Source organism: Rhizocola hellebori, from assembly GCF_016862955.1.
In the GTDB taxonomy this organism is placed as follows: domain Bacteria; phylum Actinomycetota; class Actinomycetes; order Mycobacteriales; family Micromonosporaceae; genus Rhizocola; species Rhizocola hellebori.
On record NZ_BONY01000017.1, the window covers coordinates 39007 to 63191 of the forward strand.

Annotated in this window: 23 protein-coding genes; 11 read left to right on the forward strand and 12 right to left on the reverse strand. The window is 65.1% G+C overall.

Features of this window, described 5'->3' with window-relative positions; all coding sequences use genetic code 11:
- Positions 1 to 7 precede the first annotated feature (7 nt).
- Entirely contained in the window at positions 8 to 835 is an 828-nt protein-coding gene (locus Rhe02_RS16010; RefSeq protein ID WP_203909029.1) for an arylamine N-acetyltransferase family protein, read from the forward strand.
- On the opposite strand, the gene Rhe02_RS16015 is transcribed toward Rhe02_RS16010, so the two are convergent.
- The 8 genes from Rhe02_RS16015 to Rhe02_RS16050 all read right to left on the reverse strand — a co-directional run bounded on the left by Rhe02_RS16015 (position 832) and on the right by Rhe02_RS16050 (position 9045).
- Positions 832 to 1524, reverse strand: a complete 693-nt coding sequence (locus tag Rhe02_RS16015) for an ABC transporter ATP-binding protein (protein WP_203909030.1) — start codon at positions 1522 to 1524, stop codon at positions 832 to 834. The genes Rhe02_RS16010 and Rhe02_RS16015 overlap by 4 nt on opposite strands.
- The gene (locus Rhe02_RS16020) at positions 1508 to 2272 is read right to left on the reverse strand and encodes an ABC transporter ATP-binding protein (RefSeq protein WP_203909031.1); all 765 of its coding nucleotides are present in this window, start codon (positions 2270 to 2272) and stop codon (positions 1508 to 1510) included. The genes Rhe02_RS16015 and Rhe02_RS16020 overlap by 17 nt, the downstream gene beginning before the upstream one ends.
- A complete protein-coding gene (locus tag Rhe02_RS16025) occupies positions 2269 to 3225 on the reverse strand; it encodes a branched-chain amino acid ABC transporter permease (protein WP_203909032.1) in 957 nt (318 codons plus the stop codon). The genes Rhe02_RS16020 and Rhe02_RS16025 overlap by 4 nt, the downstream gene beginning before the upstream one ends.
- Before the next feature lie 64 nt (positions 3226 to 3289).
- Positions 3290 to 4147 carry a branched-chain amino acid ABC transporter permease gene (locus Rhe02_RS16030; RefSeq protein WP_203909033.1) on the reverse strand — a complete coding sequence of 286 codons (858 nt, stop codon included), beginning with the start codon at positions 4145 to 4147 and terminating at the stop codon, positions 3290 to 3292.
- Between the two features lie 13 nt (positions 4148 to 4160).
- Positions 4161 to 5372: an ABC transporter substrate-binding protein gene (locus tag Rhe02_RS16035; protein ID WP_203909034.1), complete on the reverse strand. Its 1212-nt coding sequence runs from the start codon at positions 5370 to 5372 to the stop codon at positions 4161 to 4163.
- A gap of 89 nt (positions 5373 to 5461) precedes the next feature.
- The gene (locus Rhe02_RS16040; RefSeq protein WP_203909035.1) at positions 5462 to 6343 is read right to left on the reverse strand and encodes a haloalkane dehalogenase; all 882 of its coding nucleotides are present in this window, start codon (positions 6341 to 6343) and stop codon (positions 5462 to 5464) included.
- Positions 6344 to 6348: 5 nt separating this feature from the next.
- On the reverse strand, positions 6349 to 8148 hold the full coding sequence (locus tag Rhe02_RS16045) for a branched-chain amino acid ABC transporter permease (RefSeq protein ID WP_203909036.1): 1800 nt from the start codon (positions 8146 to 8148) through the stop codon (positions 6349 to 6351).
- 525 nt (positions 8149 to 8673) lie between these two features.
- Complete coding sequence (locus Rhe02_RS16050; RefSeq protein WP_203909037.1) at positions 8674 to 9045, reverse strand: cupin domain-containing protein; 372 nt, start codon at positions 9043 to 9045, stop codon at positions 8674 to 8676.
- A gap of 91 nt (positions 9046 to 9136) precedes the next feature.
- On the opposite strand from Rhe02_RS16050, the gene Rhe02_RS16055 reads away from it, so the two are divergent.
- The 10 genes from Rhe02_RS16055 to Rhe02_RS16100 all read left to right on the forward strand — a co-directional run bounded on the left by Rhe02_RS16055 (position 9137) and on the right by Rhe02_RS16100 (position 20792).
- On the forward strand, positions 9137 to 10336 hold the full coding sequence (locus tag Rhe02_RS16055) for a glutamate-cysteine ligase family protein (RefSeq protein WP_239123857.1): 1200 nt from the start codon (positions 9137 to 9139) through the stop codon (positions 10334 to 10336).
- Positions 10333 to 11634, forward strand: coding sequence for an ergothioneine biosynthesis protein EgtB (egtB, locus tag Rhe02_RS16060; protein ID WP_203909136.1), 1302 nt, complete (start codon positions 10333 to 10335; stop codon positions 11632 to 11634). The genes Rhe02_RS16055 and egtB overlap by 4 nt, the downstream gene beginning before the upstream one ends.
- Positions 11634 to 12368, forward strand: a complete 735-nt coding sequence (gene egtC / locus Rhe02_RS16065; protein ID WP_203909038.1) for an ergothioneine biosynthesis protein EgtC — start codon at positions 11634 to 11636, stop codon at positions 12366 to 12368. The genes egtB and egtC overlap by 1 nt, the downstream gene beginning before the upstream one ends.
- Positions 12365 to 13327, forward strand: coding sequence for an L-histidine N(alpha)-methyltransferase (gene egtD / locus Rhe02_RS16070; RefSeq protein WP_203909039.1), 963 nt, complete (start codon positions 12365 to 12367; stop codon positions 13325 to 13327). The genes egtC and egtD overlap by 4 nt, the downstream gene beginning before the upstream one ends.
- Positions 13328 to 13513: 186 nt before the next feature.
- Complete coding sequence (locus Rhe02_RS16075) at positions 13514 to 17278, forward strand: amino acid adenylation domain-containing protein (protein WP_203909040.1); 3765 nt, start codon at positions 13514 to 13516, stop codon at positions 17276 to 17278.
- A gap of 13 nt (positions 17279 to 17291) precedes the next feature.
- On the forward strand, positions 17292 to 17516 hold the full coding sequence (locus tag Rhe02_RS16080) for a tautomerase family protein (protein WP_203909041.1): 225 nt from the start codon (positions 17292 to 17294) through the stop codon (positions 17514 to 17516).
- Positions 17517 to 17526: 10 nt separating this feature from the next.
- On the forward strand, positions 17527 to 18477 hold the full coding sequence (locus tag Rhe02_RS16085) for a pseudouridine-5'-phosphate glycosidase (protein WP_203909042.1): 951 nt from the start codon (positions 17527 to 17529) through the stop codon (positions 18475 to 18477).
- Positions 18474 to 19199 carry an HAD family hydrolase gene (locus Rhe02_RS16090; protein WP_203909043.1) on the forward strand — a complete coding sequence of 242 codons (726 nt, stop codon included), beginning with the start codon at positions 18474 to 18476 and terminating at the stop codon, positions 19197 to 19199. Before Rhe02_RS16085 ends, Rhe02_RS16090 begins: the two co-directional genes overlap by 4 nt.
- Positions 19171 to 19851, forward strand: a complete 681-nt coding sequence (gene upp, locus Rhe02_RS16095; RefSeq protein WP_203909044.1) for a uracil phosphoribosyltransferase — start codon at positions 19171 to 19173, stop codon at positions 19849 to 19851. Before Rhe02_RS16090 ends, upp begins: the two co-directional genes overlap by 29 nt.
- Before the next feature lie 11 nt (positions 19852 to 19862).
- Positions 19863 to 20792 carry an EamA family transporter gene (locus tag Rhe02_RS16100; RefSeq protein ID WP_239123858.1) on the forward strand — a complete coding sequence of 310 codons (930 nt, stop codon included), beginning with the start codon at positions 19863 to 19865 and terminating at the stop codon, positions 20790 to 20792.
- Between the two features lie 78 nt (positions 20793 to 20870).
- On the opposite strand, the gene Rhe02_RS16105 is transcribed toward Rhe02_RS16100, so the two are convergent.
- Genes Rhe02_RS16105 through Rhe02_RS16120 form a run of 4 tightly spaced genes read right to left on the reverse strand, consistent with a single transcriptional unit; the run spans position 20871 to position 24134 of the window.
- A complete protein-coding gene (locus Rhe02_RS16105; protein WP_239123859.1) occupies positions 20871 to 21851 on the reverse strand; it encodes a branched-chain amino acid ABC transporter permease in 981 nt (326 codons plus the stop codon).
- The gene (locus Rhe02_RS16110; RefSeq protein ID WP_203909046.1) at positions 21848 to 22744 is read right to left on the reverse strand and encodes a branched-chain amino acid ABC transporter permease; all 897 of its coding nucleotides are present in this window, start codon (positions 22742 to 22744) and stop codon (positions 21848 to 21850) included. The genes Rhe02_RS16105 and Rhe02_RS16110 overlap by 4 nt, the downstream gene beginning before the upstream one ends.
- Positions 22741 to 23460 (reverse strand): ABC transporter ATP-binding protein, encoded by a 720-nt coding sequence (locus tag Rhe02_RS16115; RefSeq protein WP_203909047.1) that lies wholly within the window; start codon positions 23458 to 23460, stop codon positions 22741 to 22743. Before Rhe02_RS16115 ends, Rhe02_RS16110 begins: the two co-directional genes overlap by 4 nt.
- Positions 23457 to 24134, reverse strand: a complete 678-nt coding sequence (locus Rhe02_RS16120) for an ABC transporter ATP-binding protein (RefSeq protein ID WP_239123860.1) — start codon at positions 24132 to 24134, stop codon at positions 23457 to 23459. Before Rhe02_RS16120 ends, Rhe02_RS16115 begins: the two co-directional genes overlap by 4 nt.
- Positions 24135 to 24185: the final 51 nt, after the last annotated feature.

Sequence of the window (24185 nt, forward strand, 5' to 3'; positions counted from 1 at the left end):
AAAGCCAATGATCCAGCTCACATCGGCGCTGACCGGCCAGTATCTGCACCGTCTCGGCGTCGATCGGCCGCCGCAGCCCACCATCGAAGCGCTCAATCTGCTCCATCGTCGCCACGTCGAACTCGTCGCCTACGAAAACCTCGACATTCAACTGGGGCTGCCCACAACGGTGCATCCGGTCGAGTCCGCGATCCGGATCGCCGGTGGCCGAGGAGGCTACTGTTTCCACCTCAACGGCGCCTTCTCGGCGCTGTTGGCCAGCCTTGGGTATCAGGTAACCATCCACCGGGGTCAGGTGAAGAAATCCACCCGGCCTGCCACCGGCGTGGACTTTCCCAACCACCTCGCCCTCACGGTCAACGTCGACGGACGCCATTGGTTCATCGACGTCGGCCTGGGCGACGCCCTTCACTCACCCGTGCCACTCGAACCTAGCTCATTCCGCCAGGGGCCGTTCATGTTCAAGCTGTTGCCCACCGTGAACGGGTGGCGTTTCGAGCACGACGTCGACGGCTCCTTCAACGTCATGGATTGGGAAAACTCCGCCGCCGAGGCAGAGGATTTCGCATTGTCGCACAAGGAGCTCTCGACGGCGTCGGAGTCCACCTTCGTCCGTAACCTCGTCGTCATGCGCCGCTGCGCCTGCCAGATCGACACGCTGGTCGGCCGCCGGCTGACCCAACGCGGCGACCGCACGGTGGTAAACAAGCGCCTCAATACTCAGTCCGATTTGGCCACTACCCTGCAGGAGGTGTTTCACCTCTCGCCACTCAACGTTTCACCCGACCAGCTGTCAGCTCTTTGGCAGCGCACACGACCCGGTGGCCAGCCCTAGGCCTCCAACCCGAGAAGCTGATGCGCCCGGCGGTGGTCATTTCGGAATTCGTCCACGGCTGCGGTGTGAACCACCGTTCCCCGGACCATCACAGCCACATCGCTGGCGACCGCATACGCCAGTCGCAGATCATGCTCAACGATGACAACAGAGAGTCCACTTTGGACCATCTCGGTGATCGCCGTCGCCAGGTGCGACACGATCCCCGGAGCCAGTCCCTCAGAGGGCTCGTCGAGCAGGATCAGCGACGGCCCGGTCGCCAGCGCCCGGCAGATGGCCAGCATCTGCTGTTCACCACCGGAGAGATTGCCGGCCGGTTGGTGGCGGCGGTGGGCCAGATTGGGGAAGAGCTCATAGAGCCGCTGAATCGGCCAGCTCTGGCCCCGCACAGCCAACCGCACATGCTCGTGCACTGTGACCGTGGGCCAGATCCTCCGGCCCTGCGGCACCAGGGCAATGCCGGCACGCGAGACCTGGTCCGGGCGACGCCCGGCCAGCTCGCAGCCGTCAAGGCGGATGCTTCCCCGCCGCGGCCGCACCAGGCCCATCAACGTCGACAGCAACGTCGTCTTTCCCACGCCGTTTCGCCCCAGCACCGCCAGCGCCTGCCCGGTGCGCACCTGTAGGGACAGGCCGTGCAGTACTGTTCCTGAGCCGTACCCACTGTGCAGGTCATGCACGAGCAACATGCCGCTGCTCCTTCGCTTGCGAGCCAAGATATGCCTGCTGGACCATCGGGTTTTCGCGTATCTGCGACGGGGTGCCGGTGGCCAGGACAGTTCCTAGATGCAGCACTGAGATCCGGGTCGCCAGGTCGAACACCAGGTCCAGGTCATGCTCCACGAACAGCACCGTCACCTCCATCGGCAACGCGCGCAGAGTTCGGGTGAGCAACACGCTCTCGGCTGCCGACATGCCCGCCGCCGGCTCGTCGAGCAGAAGCAGCGACGGCCGGCGCACCATGGCCACTGCCACCTCCAGCCGGCGGCACTCGCCGTAGGACAGTGACCGCACCGGCCGGTGTGCGTGCTCCGCCAAGCCCAGGGCACGCAGCGATTCGTCGGCCTGCGCCGACCAGATCGGCTTGCGTGGCAGAGGCCACCACGGCGTGGCCCGCGAACGTTGCAGCGCAAGGCTGACATTTTGCGCCACACTCAGCGTCGGGAACAGCGTCGAGTGCTGGAAGGTCTGACCGACGCCGGCCTGCGCCCGCCTGGGCTGCGACCACGCCGTGACATCGGCTCCGCCGAACCACACCCTGCCCGAGGTGGCCGCGACAGAACCCCCGATCAGGCGCAACAGCGTGGTCTTGCCTGCGCCGTTTGGGCCGATAAGCGCGTGGCGGGAGCCGGCGGACACACTCAAATCCACATCGCACACCGCGCGCACCGCACCGAACGTGCGGCTGAGACCCTGGCAGCGCAACAACTCGTTCATTTTCGTCTCCTCGGCAGCCCAGCGATGCCATGCGGCATCAAATAGACGGCGGCGATGAACAGCAGGCCCAGAAGCAGTGGCCCATGCCCGTTCACAGTCAGCCCGGCGACGTCACGGACCCCGATGATCAGAGCGGCGCCCAGGCAAGCGGCCCACAGCCGTCCGCTTCCCCCGATCACCACCGCGAAAAGTGCCAGGGCCGACGTGGTGAAGCCCAGATCTGAGGGGGTAACCAGGCGTTGCTGCGCGGCCAGCAGACCACCGGCGAAGCCGGCCACAGCAGCTGCTAGCACGAATGCGAATAGTTCGTATCGTGTGCTCTCGTAACCGAGGGCACGCATGCGGGTTTTGTTGTCCCGGATTCCACGCAACGCGGCGCCCAACGGCGAAGCCGAAACCGACCACAGCATCGCCATTCCAACACCGAACCCGCCCAGCACGTAATAGTAGAGCGAAGCGACATCCGAGGCGGTCAACGGTCCTACGGTCGCAGCCGGAATTCCGTACAGCCCATTGGATCCACCGGTTACCGCGGTCCAGCTCTGGGCGATCTGCTCGGCGATCTCGCCAATAGCGAGGGTGAGAATGAGGAAGAAGATTCCCGATGAACGAACGCTTATCCAGCCCGCGCCCAGCCCTGCCAGGGCGCTGGCCGACGCGGCCAGCAACAGTGCCAACGGCGATGTCAGCCCATGCAGAGCAAGCCATCCGGCGGTGTAGGCGCCGATTCCCAGATAGGCGGCGTGACCGAGCGAAGGCAAACCTATGAGTCCTACCAGCAGGTCCAGGCTCGCCGCGAACAGCCCAAACACAAGCATCCGCGTCAGCGTGGTGGTGGCGTATGGGGCCAGGTAGAAGGGCGCGGCCACGAGCGTCACGGCGATGGCGGCGGCCAGCGCCCCTGAGCGCAGGCTCACCCGCGCGTATCCCAACCCGGCGGGCACGGCGCTCATGCCAGGGCCTCGCTCGCTGGCCGTTCCTGTCCCAATCGCATGGTTCGCTGCCGCAAGCGTCCGATCATCTCAGCAGTCCCTTGGGTTTGACGGCGATGGTCACCGCGAGGGCACCGAAGAGCAGGAAAGAGGCAAGGCTGGGCAGCAGCGCACGCCCCGTGGACTCGATCTGTCCCACTAGAAGCGAGGCCAGAAGCACCCCTCTGACCGATCCCAGGCCGCCGATGACGACGACCACCAACGCCAGCACCAGAATCGTGCTGTCCAGCCCGGGCCGGGCGTTGTAGATCGGGCCGCCGAGAAACCCGGCCACGGCGGCCAGTGCGGAACCGACCACCAACACACCAACGCGAACGAACCGCACGTCTATGCCGATGGCAGCCACCATGTCGCGATCCGCGACTGAGGCGCGGAACAAGGCGCCCAGCTTCGTCCGCTCGACCATCCAGTAGAAGACGAGCGCAAGCACCACACCTACGCCGATGACAGCCAGGCGGTAGGTGGGGTACTGATGGCCGAGAATCGGTACCGCGCCGTCCAATCCCGGCGGTGGATTCGCTGGGCGAACGTCGTCGCCGTACAACGCGGACAGCACCTCGGCGATAACAAGCGCAATGCCCAGCGTCAGCAGGGCCTGGTCGAGATGGGGGCGCCGAGCAAGGGGAGCAGTGGCCAGCGAAAGGGCACCGCCTGCCACTGCCCCGATGGTGGTCGCCGCGGCTAGGCCCACGGCGAACGTCGTCCACGTCGGACTTTCCGCGACCAGATACGCGCCGATGAGAAAGAGCCCACCGTGCGCAAGGTTCAGCACATCCATCATGCCGAAGATCAGGGTCAGGCCGACCGCGCTGACGAACAGCAGCAGCCCGATCGCCAGTCCATTGATGGTGGCCGTCATCGCGACGGGAACCCACTCAGGCATGACCGCCCCTGGCCTATGTGCTCTGCCCGAAGCGGCCAAGTTGGCCCGTGACCGCGTTCACCAGCGATGATCCGTGCCGCTCCACCGTTCGCAAGTAGAACTCCTGCTGGGGCGATTGGCCGTCGAACGACCACGCGCCACGCGGGCTGTCCTCTATCGGCCCTAGCGAGGAAAGCGCGGTCACCAGGCTGTCGCCGTCGAGAGCGATCGGCGACTTCAATGCCCGGTGCAGCACGGCTGCGGCGTCCCAGGTCGCCACCGCGTAGCAGTTGGGCACGGCGTCGTAGCGTGCCTGATACGCGTTACGGAACTCGTTGTTGGCCCGGTTGTCCAGCTCGGAGGTGTAGTGCAGGGCCGACTTGACGCCCAGCGCCGCGTCTCCTTGAGCCGCCAGGACACCACCTTCGGTGAGGAACCCGGAGGCGTAGATCGGTATCTTGGCGCTCAATCCGAACTGTGCGTACTGCTTGACGAAGGCGACCGACTCCGCGCCGCCGAAGAAGCAGAAGGTCGCCTGCGCGCGGGAGGCCTGTATCCGGCTCAGATACGGCTGGTAGTCCTGCGTCTTGCCGAAGGGCGGCTTGTCCTGCCCGACGACCGTTCCCCCGCCGCGGGTGAACTCCTTGGTGAAACCCTCGATGGCCTCCGCCCCGGCAGCATAGTCGGGCGCGATGGCGTATGCGGTTTTGATGTCCGTTGTGGACAGATAGCGGCCCATGGCACCAGCCACCTGCGCATTGGTGAAGGACGTGCGCCAGATATAAGGGCTGCGTCCCGGACCGGTGATGCTGCCCGCACCGGCGTTGGAGACGATCAGCAGCTTCTTCGCGGCGCTGACCATGTCCTTAACGCCCAATGCGGTGGCGGAGCTGACGATGCCGACCAGGACGTCGACCTGGTCGGACTGCAGCAGCTTCTGGACCGCGGGGACACCTGTCTGCGGTGTCTCCCCTTCGTCGGCCGTGACCGTCGTGACTGTGTAGTCGCCGAACTTGCCCCCGTGGCGCTCCAGCCATAGATCCCAGCCGCGCTTCATATCGATGCCCAGCGCGGTGTATACACCGGCCTGCGGGATGACCAGCCCAACCTTGATGGAGCGGCGGCCGTCACCCGAGTTGTCCGCCGTGGTGAGGCTGTTGCCGCAGGCCGAAAGGGCACCGGCGACGCCCGCCCCACCGAGCATGCCAAGCACGCTACGGCGATTGAAACGAGAACTGATAGTCACGCAGTTGAAAATATGGGCGAGGGACGATCAGTCCCTAGGGCCAAATGGCGAGCGGGCACAGTGCCAATGCTGCCGCTATCATTTGCCGATCACAGATCGGCGACGAATGCGTGCAGCGCCAGGCCGATCTCCTCGGGAGAGTCCTCTTGCAAGTAGTGGATTCCCGGTACCGAAATCTCCTTCTGGTTAGGGAAAGTGCGGCAGAAGTCGCGCGCGCTTCCGGTGAGCAGCACGCCAGGCTCGGCGCTGACAAACAGCTTGGGCACTTGCGACCGCGACAGCCACTCGCCGTAACTTTCCACGATTGAGACCATTTCGGCCGGCTCACCTTCGATGGGCAGTTCGCGAGCCAGCGTCAGGATCGGCAATCTTGACTGCGGGCTCGGGAACGGGCGCCGGTAGGCCGCCATCTCCTGCTCGCCCAGCGGGCGCATGACGCTCTTGGGAAGTATCCCTTCGATAAAGATGTTGTCCTGCAGCACAAGCTTTTCACCTGCTGGTGACCGGATGGCCCGGAAGGCGTCGTCCACACCGTGGGGGAAGTCCTCCCACCGCCTGGGCGCCGCGAGCGCCTCCATGTATGCGATTCCCTTGATCTGCTCGGGGTGACGCATCGCGCGGTAGAAACCCAATGCCGATCCCCAGTCGTGCACCACGAGAACCACGTCGTCGGTCGCTCCCACCGCATCGAACCATGCGTCCAGGTATCGCACCTGGTCCAGGAAGCGGTAGTTGCCGTCGGGCGCCGGACCCGACTCGCCCATCCCGATCAGGTCGGGCGCCAAGCACCGGCCGACGCCGCTGACCGCCGGGATGATGTTGCGCCACAAGTAGGAGGATGTCGGGTTGCCGTGAAGAAAAACAATGGGATCGCCTTCACCCACTTCAACATATGCCATATAGGTGTCTAGGAGATCCACCTGTGAGCGGGGGTTCTGGTCGGCTGACGAGATATCCGATTCTGACCGCATATCGGCTACAACGACGACGACTCCCAAAGGTGTCTTATCGGGCGCATCATGCGATGTAGCGGTGCCTTGGCCAGCGAGCCCGTCAACTGACGACGCATACCCGCAAGGCCACTGGGCTCGGCACGTATCACCAGCAGCCCAAGCACGCCATTGACCACGAACCGCAGTGCGGGCAACGGCAGCAACAGAAGCACCAGCCCAAAGACCGACACGCCCAGCACCGGACCGGCCAGCGACTCCATCCCACCCACGCCCGTTGCTGACACCAGCCTGACGCCGGATTCGGCGGCGTAGGTGTTCGGCAGCAACCCGCCATGCGCCAGGGCCAGTACCGTCCCGCCGGCCGAAGCGACAAACCCGGTCAGCACCAGCATCACCAGCCGAACGCGGGGCAGGTTGACCCCCTCCCGCGCCGCGATGCCGCTGTCGCGGCGTGAAGCCACGGCCACCTGGCAAGCACGGCTGCGGGCGACCATCGCCACCGTCCCGAAACACGCGATCAAAGCGAGCGCCACTAGCGCATTCCAGCTGCCGTGCAATTGCGAGGACAGCAAATCCTCTTGGCGCGACAACAGGCGGGGCCAGCCCAGCAGGTGGGGCGAGGTGAACAGGGTATAGGCGAACACCCCCCACGTCATGCTGGTCACCGGCGCCGGAGCACCGCCATGCCGGATTGCGGGGTAACCGACTAACGGCGAAAGCACAGCACCTGACGCCGCCCCAGCAAGCATCGCCAGCGGAACGGGCAGGCCGCTTGCCAGCGCCACCCAGCCACCCAACGCCGCGAAGCCGAGCTGGCCGAGGGTGACCTGACCTACCCAGCCCATCAGCAGCCTCAGCGACAGAGCCACCAGACACAGACCAGCCAGTTCGGTCGCCGGCGGGAAAAGGTAGCCGGCGATGGCGACTGCCACCGCGGCCACACAGATCGGCGTCAACCCCCGGATGGGCGCAGACTGAAATTCTGAACTAGCTAGCGGGACAACGGGGGTTGTGCGCACGCGGCCGCGCAGCACGAGGGCGATGCTCAGCAGCGGGAGCAGCGCCAGCTGGTATGGCCCTACGTCGGAAAACGAGCGAACGATGGCTTCCTGCAACACACTGAGGGTCAATGCTCCGAACACAATGGTGCCCAGATCCTCAAAGCAGCCCCACGCGGCGGCGACCATCGCCGTGGCCATCGCGGTGACCGGAAGGTCGTGCGCGCCCGCAGCGCTCAGCGGGCCTGGGCCGACCGCAAACAGCGCGGCTCCCGCAACACCGGCCAGCCCACAACATAGACCAGCCGCGACGCACCGCAGGTGCTTGCCTCCCGTGCGCCAGGCCAAGGCCATCATGACCACACCTGGTAAGCAAGCAGCCACCAACACCGTCACCGATGCCGGGGAAGTCAGCGGCGCCGGCTGGCCGGCCGGAAGCCAGCCGCGTATCGCGAACAGCACCTGCAGCACAAGCATGCCGAACAGGGTCGGCACCACACGCGGCCAGTCGCGCAGCCGCTGCACCGCGCGGTGGCATAACCACCCGATCCCACCCGCGAGCGCTATCAGGACCGGGGCGATCAACGGGTACACACTGAGGGGAAGCGCATTGGCAGCAGTGGCTATCGTTGCAGCTAGGGCAAACTCAGCGAAGCTCACATAGCCGTCGCATCGGAAGGTCAGAACGATGGCCACCGCCACCAGTGCGGTAATCCCGGCGCAGATCAGCGCATCGAGATAGCCCGCAGCCGGCATCGGCAGGAAGGCGACGGTGCCGAGCAGCACCGTGGCCGACCACCATATCTCCCTGCGCTGGAACGCCATGAGCGGCGACCATACGCCTACCTGGGAAAAACACCACAACTGCAAGCGATGGCCTGCGCGATTCCTCCCGAGGTGCCCCGTCGGATTGGCCTTGCCGCCACTCGCATAATGGTTCTTGAGGGATCCCCAGGCGTTTGGCTGCACTGGAACAAGTGCACGACCAATTCGCCAGGGAGTGTCCCCGTGCTACTAGAAGTGTCCACAAAGGACGTTCTGCCACCCGAGTCGAGATGGAAAAGCCTTAGTCGCAAGCGCGCCAACGGCATCTGCTTCGAGCACCCATTCCTATTCCGGATGGGGATTTCGGTCGCTGTCTTCGCCGTGCTGCTTCAGCTGCCCAGGTACTACATGGCCCGCGTGAACCAATTCCACCTGGCGCACATGCCGATGACCTGGTGCATGTGGGCGGGATTGATCATGCTGTTGGTTGGGGTCCGGGGACCAAAGCCAAGCAGCTGGAACGCCTCACCGCCGAGGAACTGCACGCCATCAAGCCCCAGCTGTCCCCGGTCAAGGTCTGATCCATCAGCCAGCCCAGCGGTCGGCACCTCGCGTCACCATATCGAGGTGCCGTCGCAGGAAGCGGTCGCACAGATCACGCGACCACAGCATCGAGAACATCTCGAAATCCCTGTCCGATCCATTGATCACTCGGTGATCTACGAACGGAGTGAAGTGCACAACGTCGCCCCGGTGGACGATTATTTGTTCCACCTTCGACTCCACCACGGCCTCCCCCGCCACGGCGACGAGAAGCTCGTACTCACGGTGGGCGTGGCGCAGAACTGCACTGTGCGCCTTGACGATGCAGAACTCACCGTCGAACGGTGCGTTGAGAACGGGCCAGGACGATAGTCGCTGCGCATCGCCCGCACGATCAAACCGATGGATAAGCATCCGGAAACCGTAAATGCCGTCATCGGCTCGGCCTCAGTACCACTATGCCCCGGCCGACGGCACCACACCCTGAGAAAGACGGAGCGCGAAGATGCTCAAGGACGAGGCTTTGACCATGTTCGAGGAGCCAGTAACCTGCCTGGCCGACGCCGAGGGGTACATCGTCAAGGTGTGCTTCAAGACCGGCCCTCCCACCCGCATCGGTGCCGAACTCGAGTGGAACCTGCATCGCAGCGAGGATTCCCGGCGGCCAGTCACCGCGAACCTGCTGCGTGTCGCACTTGGTGACCACTGCCCGACCTCGTTGCGGCCCCACGCCCGGCCTCAGCCTTTGCCCCGGGGTGGCCTGGTCACGATCGAACCGGGCGGACAGGTCGAGATCTCCACCCAGCCTAGCGAGTCGCTGGCCGAGCTCATCAATGACACCTGCGTCGACATCGGGCACCTTCGACGGATGCTGGCGGCGGCTGGACTGCGAATGAGCGACGACGCCTGCGATCTCACGCGTGAACCCCTGCGCATGCTGGACTCTCCGCGATATCGAGCGATGGAACAGGCCTTCGACCGCATCGGCCCGTTCGGGCGCACGATGATGTGCTCCACCGCCGGCTTGCAGGTCTGCCTGGACGCGGGGACCGAACAGCGCGTAGCTGCACGGTGGAACGCCTTGCACATATTGGGGCCGGCCCTGATCGCGCTGTTCGCCAATTCACCCGGCGCGGGGTGGGCCTCGCATCGCATGCAGGTCTGGTACGGCACCGACCCGATCCGTACCTGCCCCCCGGCCGACAGCGCCGACCCGGTGGCCGCGTGGGCCCGGCGGGTCCTGCACACGCCGCTGCTGTGCCTGCGCCGGCCCGATGATTGCTGGACCGCACCGCCGAAGGTGACTTTCGCGGACTGGATCGCCGGTGCGATCCGGCCGCAACCCACGTATGACGATCTCGACTACCACCTGAGTACCATCTTCGCTCCGGTACGCGCCCGCGGCTACCTGGAGGTGCGATACCTGGACGCTCAGCCCGGAACGGACTGGATGCTGGCGACCACCATGCTGGCGGCCCTGTTCGCGCAGGAGTCCACAGTGGATGAGGCAGCAGCCATCGCCGCTCCCGCTGCGGGCCGTTGGGCATCGGCCGCCCAGCTGGGTCTGGCCGACCCGGCCATCGCCGTGGTGGTGCCCGCACTGCTTGCCTTGACCTGTAGGGCAATCGCAGACACCGACCTGTCCGCGGACACCGCCGCCTGGCTCGCCGAGCGGCTGCGCAGGAAGGCAGGCGACCTTCTATGACCGGTTCTGATGTACGCACTCACGTAGCCGCTGAACTTCAGCGTGCCCGCCGTCGCAGCCTGTGCCTGACCGAATCGGTCGACGACCACGATCTGGTCCGGCAGCACTCCCCCTTGATGTCCCCGCTGGTCTGGGACCTGGCGCATGTGGGCAACCAGGAGGAGCTGTGGCTCGTCCGCGACGTCGGCGGAGGTGAACCTGTGCGCTCCGACATCGACCATCTTTATGACGCGTTCAAGCACCCGCGCGGTGACCGGCCAAGCCTACCGTTGCTAGGCCCAAACGAAGCGCGCCGTTATGTCGGAACCGTCCGCGACAGAGTGCTCCGCCTGCTCGACCGCGTCAGCCTCGATGACCGGCCCTTGGTCCGCCAGGCTTTCGCCTTCGGCATGATCGTGCAGCACGAGCAGCAGCACGACGAGACCATGCTAGCCACTCATCAACTGCGCCAGGGGGATCCGGTCCTGGCTGCCGCGCCGCCACCAGCTAGCGCTATCCCGGTCAACGGCGAGGTGCTCATCAAAGGCGGCCCCTTCGCTATGGGCACCTCGCTGGAGCCCTGGGCGCTGGACAACGAACGCCCCGAGCACGAAGTATTTGTCGCCGACTTTTTCATCGACCGCGCGCCGGTGACCAACCGCCAGTATCAAGAATTCATCGACGACGGCGGCTACGACGACAGTCGTCACTGGAGTGCAGACGGGTGGCAGCATCGCATGACGGGCGGCCTCACCGGCCCAATGCATTGGTGTGGCGACGGGACCTATGTCAGATTCGGGCGCCGCGAGCCGATTTTGCCCGACGAGCCGGTGGTGCACGTCTGCTGGTATGAGGCGCAGGCCTACGCGGCGTGGGCGGGCAAACGCCTGCCCACCGAAGCCGAGTGGGAGAAAGCCGCGCGCCACGATCCGCGCACCGGGCGGTCACGGCGGTATCCGTGGGGGGACGACGATCCCGATTCGGCCCACGCCAACCTCGGGCAGCGTCATCTGTCCCCCGCGCCGGTGGGCGCTTACCCACAGGGCGCCTCGCCCTACGGGGTGCATCAGCTGATAGGGGATGTGTGGGAGTGGACCAGCTCCTCCTTTGGCGGGTACCCGGGCTTTCGTGCCTTTCCCTACGCCGAGTACTCGGAGGTGTTCTTCGGCGATGAGTACCGAGTCCTGCGCGGCGGTTCCTTCGGCACTGACTCGTCTGCGTGCCGGGGCACGTTCCGCAACTGGGATTACCCGGTCCGCCGGCAGATCTTTAGCGGCCTGCGCTGCGCCCGCGACCCTCACCCGGAGGAGGCCCGCTGATGTGCCGGCATCTGTTGTATCTAGGCGAACCGGCCCGCGTTTCCTCGTTGGTGCTGGAGCCCAGCCACAGCCTGCTGCGCCAGTCGTGGGCACCACGATTGGCTGGCGGCCACAGTACAGTCAACGCCGACGGTTTCGGGATTGGCTGGTACGGCCAAGACGGCCCGGTGCGGTACCGCCGCAGCACCCCTATGTGGGGTGATGAGAACCTGCCCGCCCTGGCCAACGCCACCGTCGCGACGGCGATCCTCGCCGCTGTGCGCTCTGCAACGCCCGGTATGCCGGTGGGCGACGCCGCGTGTGCGCCCTTTGGATCCGACGGCTGGCTTTTCAGCCACAACGGTTTCATCGCCGGGTGGCCCGACAGCATCGCCAAGCTGGCCGAACGGCTGCCCATCACCGACCTGCTCACCGTCGACGCGCCAACGGACTCCGCGTTCACGTGGACCATGGTGCGCCATCTGTTGCGCTCCGGCGAGCAGCCGGACGCCGCCCTCATCACGACCGTAGCCGAAATAGCCGCGGCAGCCCCCGCCTCCCGGCTCAACTTCCTGCTCACCGATGGCGTACGTGGGTACGCCTCGTGCGTGGGCCATTCGCTGTTCGTCCGGTGCCTGCCGGGTCAGGTCGTGATTGCGTCGGAGCCCTTCGACGATCATCCGGCGTGGACCTCGATTCCCGACAACCACCTGCTTACCACCGAACCGTCCGGATACACCTTGGAGGAGTTGTGAAGTTCGATATCTATCTGACCGAGGCCGATCTGGCCGCCGACCTCCGCCACGATGTCCAGTGTGGACTATCGACAAAACCGAAGACCTTGCCGCCCAAGTGGTTCTATGACGAAGCAGGCAGCGAGCTGTTCGAGCTGATCACCAAGTTGCCCGAATATTATCCCACCGGTTGTGAGCGAGCCATCCTGAGCGCCCACGCCGACGACATCGCCAGCATCACCAGCGCCACCACGGTCGTCGAGCTCGGGTCGGGATCCTCCGACAAGACCCGCCTGCTGCTTGAGGCCTTCGGCCGGCACGGCACACTCCGCGGGTTCGTGCCGATAGACGTGTCCGCGTCGATGCTTGAGATGTCGGCCGAGGCGATCGCGGCGGACTTTCCGTGGCTGCAGGTCCATGCCATCGTCGGCGATTTCCTCAAACATCTAGGCCGGATCCCGGACGGCGCCAACCGCCTGGTGGTCTTCCTTGGCGGCACCATCGGCAACCTGATGCCGCACGAGCGGGCGGAGTTCCTCACTGCGCTGCGCGGCACGCTGCGTGACGGTGAGTGGCTGCTGCTGGGCACGGATCTGGTCAAGCCGTTGCCGACACTCATCGACGCCTATGACGACTCCAGTGGCGTGACGGCCGAGTTCAACCGCAACGTTCTGCGGGTTATCAACCGTGAGCTGGGAGCGGACTTCGACGTCGAGGCATTCGCCCATGTTGCGGTATGGAATGTGCCCGAGCAATGGATCGAAATGCGGCTGCGCGCGCAGCGAGAGATGACGGTGAACATCTCCCGCCTTGGCCTGACAGTCCACTTCGACGAGGACGAGGAGCTGCGCACAGAGATCTCCGCGAAGTTCCGTCGCCATGGGATCGCCGCGGAGCTGGAGCGGGCCGGTTTCGCCAGCCAGGCCTGGTGGACCGACCCGGCCGGCCGCTTCGGCGTCACCCTGGCCCAGGCCCAATAGCCGTCTTCACACCATCCGGGTGCCCCCGCGGCACCCGGACCTCCGAAACCCTCCGCATCGGATACACAGTTTGGTTCCCCGCCACATCCGTATATGGCTCTTCTTCCCGGGGCAAGCGACTCAGTAGTGTCAACATTCATAACAGACAATATTCGTCGATTTAGTTCTACTGCTCGGGGAACGGCCGTGACCACACTTGCTGACATGCTATTGGAGCGGGCTCAAACGCACCCGCACAGCCTCGCGGTCGTTGACGACCGGCAAAGTCTCACCTTCGCCGAGCTCGTTCAGCAAAGCACGAAATTGGCCATATATCTGCGCCATCTCGGCGTTACCAGTGACAGCCGGGTAGGCCTCTTCGTCGAGCCGTCGCAGGACCTGATGGTGGGTGTCTGGGGGATCCTCATCGCCGGAGGCGCCTACCTTCCCCTGTCGCCGGAATACCCGGAGGAACGGCTGCGCTACATGCTCGACGACTCCGAGACCAAAGTCGTGGTCGCACAGGAGGAACTCGCCGACACGGCCGCCGCTTTAGCTTCGCCAAACACGCGGATTGTCACCTTGCGGCAGGCGCATGAGTTCGCCCGCTCAACGCCACACGGCACTGTCCGCGGTGGCGCGTCGGCGCGGCACCTTGCCTATGTCATCTACACGTCCGGCAGTACCGGAAGACCCAAAGGTGTCATGATCGAGCATCGCAGCATCGTCAGCCAGATGCATTGGCTCGGCAGCGAGTACGGGCTCGATGAGTCAAAGGTCGTGCTGCAGAAGACACCAATGAGCTTCGACGCGGCGCAGTGGGAGATCCTTGCCCCCGCCTGTGGAAGCACTGTCGTGATGGGCCCACCAGGGGTGCACCGCGACCCGGATGCCCTGATCGCATCCGTCCGCAAGCACCGCGTCACCACCCTGCAATGTGTGCCCACCCTCCTGCGGGCCTTGCTGGAGATGGATGACTTCGCCAAGTGCGAATCACTGACCCAGGTCTTCAGCGGCGGTGAGGCTCTCTCCAAACACGTGGCGACGCGCTGCCTGGCCATGCTTCCTGGATGCCAGCTGGCCAACCTCTACGGTCCCACCGAATGCACCATCAACTCCTGCGCCTACACCATCGATCCGCTCACTGTCGGGTCAGGGCCTGATGCCATACCGATCGGCACCCCCGTCAACTTGACCGAGTGCTACATCCTTGACGATTCGATGGCCCCGGTGGCCGCGGGCGAGATCGGCGAACTATACATTTCCGGGATCCAGGTCGCGCGCGGCTATCTCAACCGTCCAGACCTGACGACACGCCGGTTCATCCCGAACCCGCTGTCCACGCACCCCTTGTACGCCAGGCTCTATCGCACAGGTGACCTGGCGTTCAGCACATCTGACGGTGTGATGCATTTCGCTGGCCGCGTCGACAACCAGATCAAGCTGCGTGGGTACCGAGTCGAGCTAGACGAGGTACGCCTGGCGATCGAAGCACACAACTGGGTCCGGCACGCTGCCGTAACGGTCACCGAGGACCCACGCACAGCAGCGGTGAGCCTCACCGCCTTCATCGAGCTGAACCCGAACGAGGCTGCGCTGATGGACCAGGGCAACGCCGGCGCGCACCATCAGTCCAAAGGAAGTCGGCTTCAAGTCCGTGCGCAGCTGTCCAACCCTGGCCGCCGAGACGAGGCGGACCTGCAAGGCAGGCCTTTTGTGGAGCTGCCCGGTCGCACGCCTCCGGAGGCACACCGGCGCAAGGCTTTCGCGCGCAAGACTTACAGGTTCTTCAACGGCGGCGAAGTCAAGGAGGCCGACATCCGGCACCTGCTTGCCAAGCGCAGCGTCGGCACCGGCTCACGCGGGTTGGAAACGCTGCGCTTTACCGAGATTGGCGAGATCTTGCGGTACTTCGGGCAGTTCCACAGCGAAGACAGGCTGCTTGCCAAGCACGCCTATGCGTCGCCCGGATCGCTTTATGCCACGCAGATGTATGTGGAAGCGCGTGGGCTCGCCGGGATCCGAAACGGCTTGCACTACTACGATCCGGTTCAGCACCGGCTGGTCCTGATGGCCAAGCGCAACCACACCGGTATCGTCAAGTTCAAGCTCCACTTCGTCGGCAAGACGAGTGCTATCAAGCCGGTTTACAAGCACAACATTCGCGAGGTCCTGGAGATCGAGGCCGGCCACATGGTCGGCCTGTTCGAGGAGATCCTGCCCGATTACGGCTTGAACATCTTCCCGACGAGGTTCATGCCGTCCATCAAGGACAAGCTCGACTGCGCCGCCGAGGACCATTATCTCGGCAGCTTCGAAGTCGCGCCATATGCCGTGCCGCGTCCTGAGGATACCTTTGACATTTACGTGCAGACCCATCCGAACAAGGTGGCCGACCTGCCGGCCGGGCAGTACCTCTACCGCAAGGGCGAGTTGCACCTCATTTCCGACGAGCTGATCCAGCGCAAGCATGTCATCGCCATCAACCAGCAGGTGTACGACCGTGCCAGCATCGGCATCACCCTGATCAGCCACTCGCGTCAGGACTGGATGAGCTACGTGGACCTGGGGCGCAAGCTGCAGCGGCTGGAAATGAACGACCTCAACCTGGGCTTCATGTCCTCCGGCTACAGTTCCAAAACTGGCCACGACCTACACACCGCCACCAGGATGGCCAGCATTCTCAATGCGTGCGGCAGGACCGGCGGTCCTTCCTACTTCTTCCTCGGCGGGCGTGTCACCGACGAGCAGATGTTCAGCGAGGGCATGCACGAGGACATCGTGCACATGAAAGGCCCAGCGGAGATGGTCCGCGACGACCTCGCCAATCTGTTGCCCCACTACATGATGCCCAACCGCGTTATGATCATCGACCGGGTGCCGCAAACGTCCAACGGGAAGATCGACCATCACACGTTACGGGCATTGGCCAGCGCTGCTGCCGCCGCCGTCGACGACCGGCCGCCAGTCGAGGCGCGCACCGATGCAGAGCGGCGCATCAGCGACATCTGGAAACGAGTCCTCAAACGCGATGTGGCTTCAATGCACGACGACTTTTTCGCCAGCGGTGGCGACTCGCTGGTCGCGGTCGGACTGATAAACCAGATAAACCGGGAGTTCGGGGTCCGCCTGCCGCTACAGATCCTGTTCAGCCTGTCCACCATCGAGCAGCTTGCCTCCGAAGTAGACCGGGAGGTGCCGGTAGTCGCCTCCCGGCTGGTGCGTCTGCGTGCCAGCGGATCGGGCAATCCTCTGTATTGCTGGCCGGGCCTAGGCGGCTACACCATGAACCTTCGGCGGCTGGCCGCAGGACTCGACGCCGACCGGCCGGTCTATGGCATCCAGGCCTACGGCATCAACGAGGGCGAAGTCGCCTACCCCACTGTCGAGGAAATGGCCGCCCACGACGTCGAGCTGATCCGGCGCAACCAGCCGAGCGGGCCCTACACCCTGTGCGGGTACTCCTTCGGCGCGCAAGTCGCCTTCGAAGCAGCCCGGCAGCTGGAATACTCCGGCGCGCGGGTCGACCACCTCCTGCTGATTGCGCCCGGATCGCCACTGCTTGAGGCGCAAGGCGAGCGGGCTTATCGGACGATCCTGTTCACCGTCTTCGCCGGCACGCTAGACGATCCCGCGCTGCGTAGCTACCACAGCGTGCCTCACGACGAGGACAGTCAGGTCGCGTACTTCGTGCGCACCTTCCCGCATCTGGACCCGGATCTCACCCGCCGCATCATGGCCGTGGTGCGCCAGACCTACCGGTTCAAGGAATCCTTCGCGGCCATGGCTGACCGGCGGGTGGCGGCACCTGTGACGATCTTCCAGACCCGCGGCGACGACCGCGACTTCGTGGATACCTGTGACTTTTCGGCGACCCGGGTCATCGAGCTCGAGGCCGACCACTACAGCACTCTCAAGGAACCCGATGTCCACGAGCTGCTCAGGTTGATCGCCCAGCTCCTCAAGAAGTGAGAAGGAGAAACCGATGCCACATGTCAATATCAAATTTTTCCCGGTACCGCTTGACCGTAACCAGGAATCCAAATTGGTCGCCGCGATAACCGAGGCCGTCAAAAATGCCTTGGGCTGCGACGAGAATGTCATCTCCATCGCGCTTGAACCCGTGGAGCAGGCCGCCTGGAACGACCGGGTCTACCAGCCCGAAATCGTTGCCCGCAGGGACCTGCTGCGCAAGGTTCCCAACTACTAGGCCGGCGCTCATGCGCAGCGAACTACGCCCCGGCATCCCGCTTCGCCTCGGTGACGAAGTGGCCGACGCGCTGTCGGCAGGTAACGCGGTGGTGGCGTTGGAGTCCAACGTCATCACCCATGGATTGTCCTATCCAGACAATGCCGCGACCGCGCGAAAGGTGGAGGCCGCGGTGCGGGCCTCCGGCGCTGTGCCAGCCACTATCGGCATCCAGGACGGCCACATCATCGCCGGAATGAACGAGCAGGAAATCGAACGTTTCGCCGTCACGCCCGGCATCCCCAAGGTAAGCAGCAGGGACATGCCGATAGTCCTCGCCTCCGCCGGGATGGGTGCCACCACCATCGCCTCCTCCCTGGTGGCGGCCCATCTCGCCGGAATCCCGTTTCTGGCCAGCGCCGGAATGGGCGGCGTGCATCGCGGCGCCGAGAAGACCATGGACATCTCCTCAGACCTCATCCAGCTCACCCGTTCCAAGGTCGCGGCCGTCTGCGCCGGAGCCAAGAGCATCCTCGACCTGGGCCTGACCATGGAGGTTCTGGAAACGCAGTGCGTGCCGGTCATCTCATATGCGTTCGACGATTTCCCTGCCTTCTATTGCCGCTCCAGCGGGTTGCGCAGCCCACATCGCCTAGATGACGAGGACACCATTGCGCGCGCCGTAGAGCTGCACTGGACGCTCGGCAACGAGAGCGCCATCCTGATCACCAGCCCGATCCGGGAGCAGGATGCGATTGACAGCGGCGAGGTCGACGCAGCGATCACCGAGGCGACGGCCGCGGCCACGCGCGAGGGCGTCAGCGGCAACGCGCTGACCAAATACCTCATGCGCGCCGTAGACCGGGCTACCGGCGGCCGCTCCAGCAAGGCCAACATGTCGGTGCTCATCAGTACGGCCGAATTGGCCGGGCGCATCGCCGTGGCCCACGCCAACCAGCGCCGGGCAAGGGGACAGCGATGAGCTTTGTCGTCATCTTCGACCTCGATGGAACACTCGTCGACACCCCCGCAGCCATCGTCGAGAACTTTGCTGCGGCCTTCGACGTCCTTGGTACCACACAGCCATCCGCAGCAGACATTCGTGCCACCATCGGCCTTCCGCTGGAGCAGTCGTTCGCCAAACTGCTCGGCGTGCCGATGGACGACGCCTTGGTGGCCAGCGGAGTGGAACAGTACCGACAGCTCTACCCGAAGATCGTCCTACCCCAAGCGCACCGGCTGGTGTATCCAGGGGTGACCACCGGGGTGCGCCGGCTGCGCGAGCGCGGCTTCACCCTCGCCATCGCCACCAGCAAGCGCTACGCCAGTGCCCATGCGCTGCTAAAAGCGGCTGGCCTGCGCGAATGTTTCGACATCGTCGTCGGCGCCGACCAGGTGCGCCGGCCCAAACCCGATCCCGAGTCGGCGCTGCAGATCGCCCACCAGCTATGCATCTCACCGCGGCGCACTGTGGTGGTCGGCGACACCTCCTATGACCTGCTGATGGCCAAGGCGGCCGGGATGCGTTCGATCGCGGTCACCTACGGCGTGCACAGCAGGCGTGAGCTGGACGAAGCGAGCCCGAGCTGGACAGCCGACACCTTCCACGACGTCATGCGGGCCATACAGACCGCCTACCGCACAGTTACCTTCGATCCTTGGGAGATCTGGCGATATGTCAACTACGACGGAATTTTCTACTGACACGCTCCTTGGCACCCGGGTGTACATGCTGCCGCAGACCAATCATCTGCGGTCGTTGCACACAGTGATCCGCGACCGCGCGGCGCGGCGCGAGGACTTCCTGCACGTGTCCAGCCGCATCATGCGGCTGCTCATCGAGTTCGGCCTGAACTTGCTGCCCTTCGACCCATGGGAGGTGCAGACGCCGGTGGGACGCACCTATAGCGGATTGCGCCTGACCAACGATGTCTGCGCCGTTTCGATCGCGCGGGCAGGCAACAGCATTGAAGCCGAGTTGCGGGCCGTCTGCCCAACGATTCGCCTGGGCCAGATGCTCATCCAGCGCGATAAGGTGACCAAACTGCCGCGCCTGTACCTTTCCCTGCTGCCCCCCAACATCGGCGACGGCCATGTGCTGCTGCTCGACCCGATGCTGGCCACCGGCGGGACCGCCCGCGCCGCCATAGAGGTTCTGCTCGAGGCGGGGGTAGCAGAGGAAAAGATCATATTCATCAGCCTCATCGCGGTACCCGAGGGACTGGACGCCGTGCTGGACAACCACCGGGCAGTGCGCATCGTCACCTCGGCCATCGACGAGCGCCTCAACGAGAACGCCTACATGCTGCCGGGTATCGGCGACTTCGGCGACCGCTTCTACGGCACAGATAGATAAGGAGGCTCCCGGTGCGGCAGTCCGCGTCTCTTCTCACCCGCTACCTGACCATCTTGGCGCCCGTCGTCTGGGGCACCACCTACCTGGTCACTACCGAGTTCCTGCCACCGGGCCGGCCAATGTTCGCCGGCCTGGCACGGGTTCTGCCCGCGGGCATCGCTCTCATGCTGATCGCACGCGGATCGCTGCCCAAGGGCGACTGGGTGTGGCGTGCCCTCATCCTCGGCACGCTCAACATCGGCGTCTTCCAGGCGCTGCTTTTCGTTGCCGCTTACCGCCTTCCGGGCGGCATCGCGGCGATGGTCGGCTCGGTGCAGCCGCTGATCGTCATCGGGCTGTCAGCCCTTGCACTAGGCACGTCGATCCGTCTCGTGCACATCGGCGCGGCGGTCCTCGGCACGGTCGGGGTGGTGCTGCTGTTGGCACGCTCGGCGATCCACCTCGACACCATCGGTGTCGTGGCGGCGCTGGCCGGCGCGCTGTCGATGGCGGCGGGCATCGTGCTGACCAAGAAATGGGGCCGTCCGGTGTCGCTGCTGGTCTTCACGGGCTGGCAGCTCGTGGCCGGCGGCCTCGTGCTGCTCATACCTACCCTGCTGATCGAGGGCGTGCCGAGCCGGGTCACCGGCACCAATCTGCTCGCCTACACCTACCTGTCGCTCATCGGTGCCTGCCTGGCCTACGTAATCTGGTTCCGGGGCATCGAGCTGCTTGCCGCGTCAGCGGTTTCATTCCTCAGCCTGCTCAGCCCGGTGGTGGCCACGGTCCTCGGCTTCCTCGTGTTGGGACAGGGCCTGACCACTTGGCAGCTTGCCGGAATGGCCGGCATTTTTGTCGCGATCGTCGCCGGGCAGCTGCCCGTGCAGCAGCGCGCCAAGGCTGATGGCACTCGGCCGCGCGCTCCCCTGCCGGAGCGGGTCCCCTCCCGCACGTCATCGTGACAGACCGGTCAGACGCGGCCCGCCGGAGCTTCCGGCGGGCCGCGTTACCGTTGCTCGGCTGAAGCGCTTATCCCCAACTCACGGAGTTGGTCTGCGGGACAGGTGGTATCCGACCGGCAGCAGCTGGATCTGCCGTCCTTGGGACACCACGCTCCACAGGCCGCGCGGCAGGAAAAGCGCGAACGCCACGGCTACAGCACCCAGGCCGATAAGGTACCAAGGCCCGCCGTCGCTGAACCAGTTCTGGATGGCGAAAAACACCACTGCCCCTACAATCGGGCCCTCGAATGTGCCCAGGCCACCCACCAGTACCATGAAAATCATGAAAGCGGACCAGTGCACGCCGAAGATGGAGCGAGGCTGGATGAACAAGGTGTTAGCCAGGGTCAGCGCACCGGCGGCACCGCAGCCGAAACCCGCCAGCACGTAGATGGCCAGCTTCAGCGGGGCCGTGCGCACTCCGACGGAGGCGGCGGCATGCTCATCATCGCGGATGGCTTGCAGCGCCGCGCCGGAGCGGCTGCGCAGCAGGAGGAACAGCAGCCCGAGAAGCAGCACCACGAAGGCCAGGGCAAGCCAGTAGGTGTAGGCCCGGCGGATGTGGGAAGGCAGCACGTTAAGGCCACGCAGCGACACTCCGGTGCCGCCGCCCAATCCGTGGTCAAGCATGACCATCAGTGCTATTGCCTCGGCCACCACCCAGGTGCCAACGGCGAACTGGCCGCCGCGCAAACGCAGCACCAGCGGTGCCAGGCAGATGGCGAGCCCTGCCGCGGCCAATGGGGCGAGCGCCACCGCCAGATAGGGAGCTACACCCTGCTGGGTAAGGAAAATCGTGGTGTACGCGCCGAAGCCGATGAAGCTTTGCTGCCCGACCGAGACCAAGCCCGCGTAGCCGGACAACGCGTTCCACATAGCCGCCAGCATTACCAGAATGAGCAACGTTGTCAGCTGCTGCACAACGCTGGCGTTCCACACTTGCGGCACCACCGCCAGACCGACAACGGCCAGCGCGAGGGCGCCAGAGCCGACGTGCGACGTGGTGTCGGAGCGTTTCACCGACCAGAAGGCTGCCATGCGCGTGGCCTCCGCGAGAAGACAAGCCAGCCGCGCGGGCCGGCCAGGACGATGAGAAAGACCAGATGCCCGGCCAGAATGGAGTACTGCGGGTCGATCACCGCGCCGATGGTCTGGGCGACGCCCAGCGTCACGCCACCGGCAAGGGTGCCCCACAGCGATCCCAGGCCGCCGATCACCACCGCTTCGAAGGCGAAGATGAGTTGCGTCGGCCCGCTGGACGGATCGAAGGTGGAGTGGATGGCCAGGAAAGCGCCGGCGATGGCCGCGGTAGCCACGGCGATCGCCGTCGCCCGCGCGTATACCTGCGATGCCGGGATGCCGACCAGCGCGGCGGCCTCTGGATCCTGGGCGGTGGCCCGCATTTCGCGGCCGAAAGCGGTGCGCTGCAGCACAAGTTGCAGTCCACCCAGTACGGCGACCGCGACGGCCAAGATGGTCACGCCAAGGTATGGCACCGCCAGCTGGTCACCAAGGCGCCAGCCGTCGACGGCGAGCAGGCCTGACAGGCCGCCCAGCCCGCGCACATCGGCCGAGAACACCTGCAATAGCGCGTTCTGCACCACGATGGCCAGACCGAATGTCGTCAGCAGCGGGGTCAGCTCCCCGGAGCGCAGGCTTCTCGAAAGCAGCGTGCGCTGTAAGCCGTACCCAATAAGAATCATCAATGGCAAACAGGCCACCGTGGCGATGAATGGTGACACATGTCCCTGTGTGGCGATGAGCCACACTACGAATGCGCCCAGCACCGCAAGATCGCCGTGGGCGAGGTTGATGATCCTCATTACGCCGAACATCAGCGACAGCCCGCAGGCGAACAGGGCGTAGAGCCCGCCGAGCAGGACTCCTTGGATGATTGCGTTGGCCCAGGTCATGACCGCACCGCCGTTGGTTTGCCGAGACCGAAATACGCCTCGGTGACCTCCTCGCGGGTGACCGCGCCTGCGTGCGCCGTCAGCGCGACGCGCCCGTCGCGCAGGCACACGATCCGGTCCGCGACCGACATTGCCCGGCCGAGATCCTGCTCGACCAGCACGAGGGTGGTTCCGGCCCGGATGAGCCGATCCAGCGACTTGTAGACGGCCTCCGTCGCCACCGGGGAAAGGCCAAGGGAAACCTCGTCGATGAGCAGCAATCTTGGGTTCGTCAGGAGGGCTCGCGCAATCGCTGTGCTCTGCTGTTCGCCGCCGGAAAGCGTCGAGGCACGCCGCCGCAGCGCTTGCCGCAACATCGGAAAGGCCTCTAAGACCATCTCCAGCTCCCAGCCGCCAGGCCGTGACCGTGCGACCCGCAGGTTCTCCTCGACGGTCATCTCCGGGAAAAGGCGGCGGCCTTCAGGCACAAGCGCGATGCCCGCGGCGACCCGCCGATCGGCGGGCAGGCGGGTGATGTCGGATCCATCAAAGTGGACGGTGCCGCCCCCGATTGGGTGTACGCCGGCGATGGCGCGCAGCAGGGTCGACTTGCCGGCGCCGTTGGCCCCCACCAGCGCCAGCACTTCGCCTCGGCCGATGGTCAGGCTCACTTCGCGGACCGCGGGCAATTGGCCGTGCCGCGCCGTCAGATTGCGAACGTTGAGAAGCTCAGTCATGCCGACACCACCGCCTTGCCCAGATATGCGTCTACCACTGCCGGGTCGCGCAGCACCGCATCGGGCGGACCATCGGCGATGACCCGCCCGGATTCCATGCAGACCAATCGGTCCACCACCTGGACCAGAACCGGTACCAGATGTTCGATCCAGACCACGGCGATGCCGAGCAGCCGCAGCCGCAGGATGAGGCCGACCAGCTGGTCGGCCTCCGCCTCCGTCAGACCCGCTCCGATCTCGTCGAGCAGCAGCACCCGCGGGCCGGTCGCCAGCGCCCGCGCCAGCTCTAGCCGCTTACGATGCAGCAGCCCAAGGCTGACGGCGCGGCGGTTGGCCAGATCGATGAGCCCGCACGTGGTCAGCACGTCGATGCATCGCTCATAGGCGGTGTTGCCGCGTAGCCCAGCGCCGGCCGATGCGCCTACGAACACGTTCTCCAAAACGGTCATGCCACCGAATGGCCGCGGAATCTGGAATGCCCTTCCGATTCCATGCCGACAGCGCTTTTCAGGCCGCATTCCGGTGATGTCACGCCCGTCGAGCCGGACGGTGCCCTCCGACGCTGCCACCACGCCTGTCAGGACGTTGAGCAGGGTGGTCTTTCCGGCGCCGTTGGGTCCGACGACGCCGACAGCTTCGCCCTGGCCGACGTGAAAGTCAACGCGGTCAAGCACTCTCAGCTCACCATATACTTTGGACAGACGGTGGCCGACAAGGACGGCCGT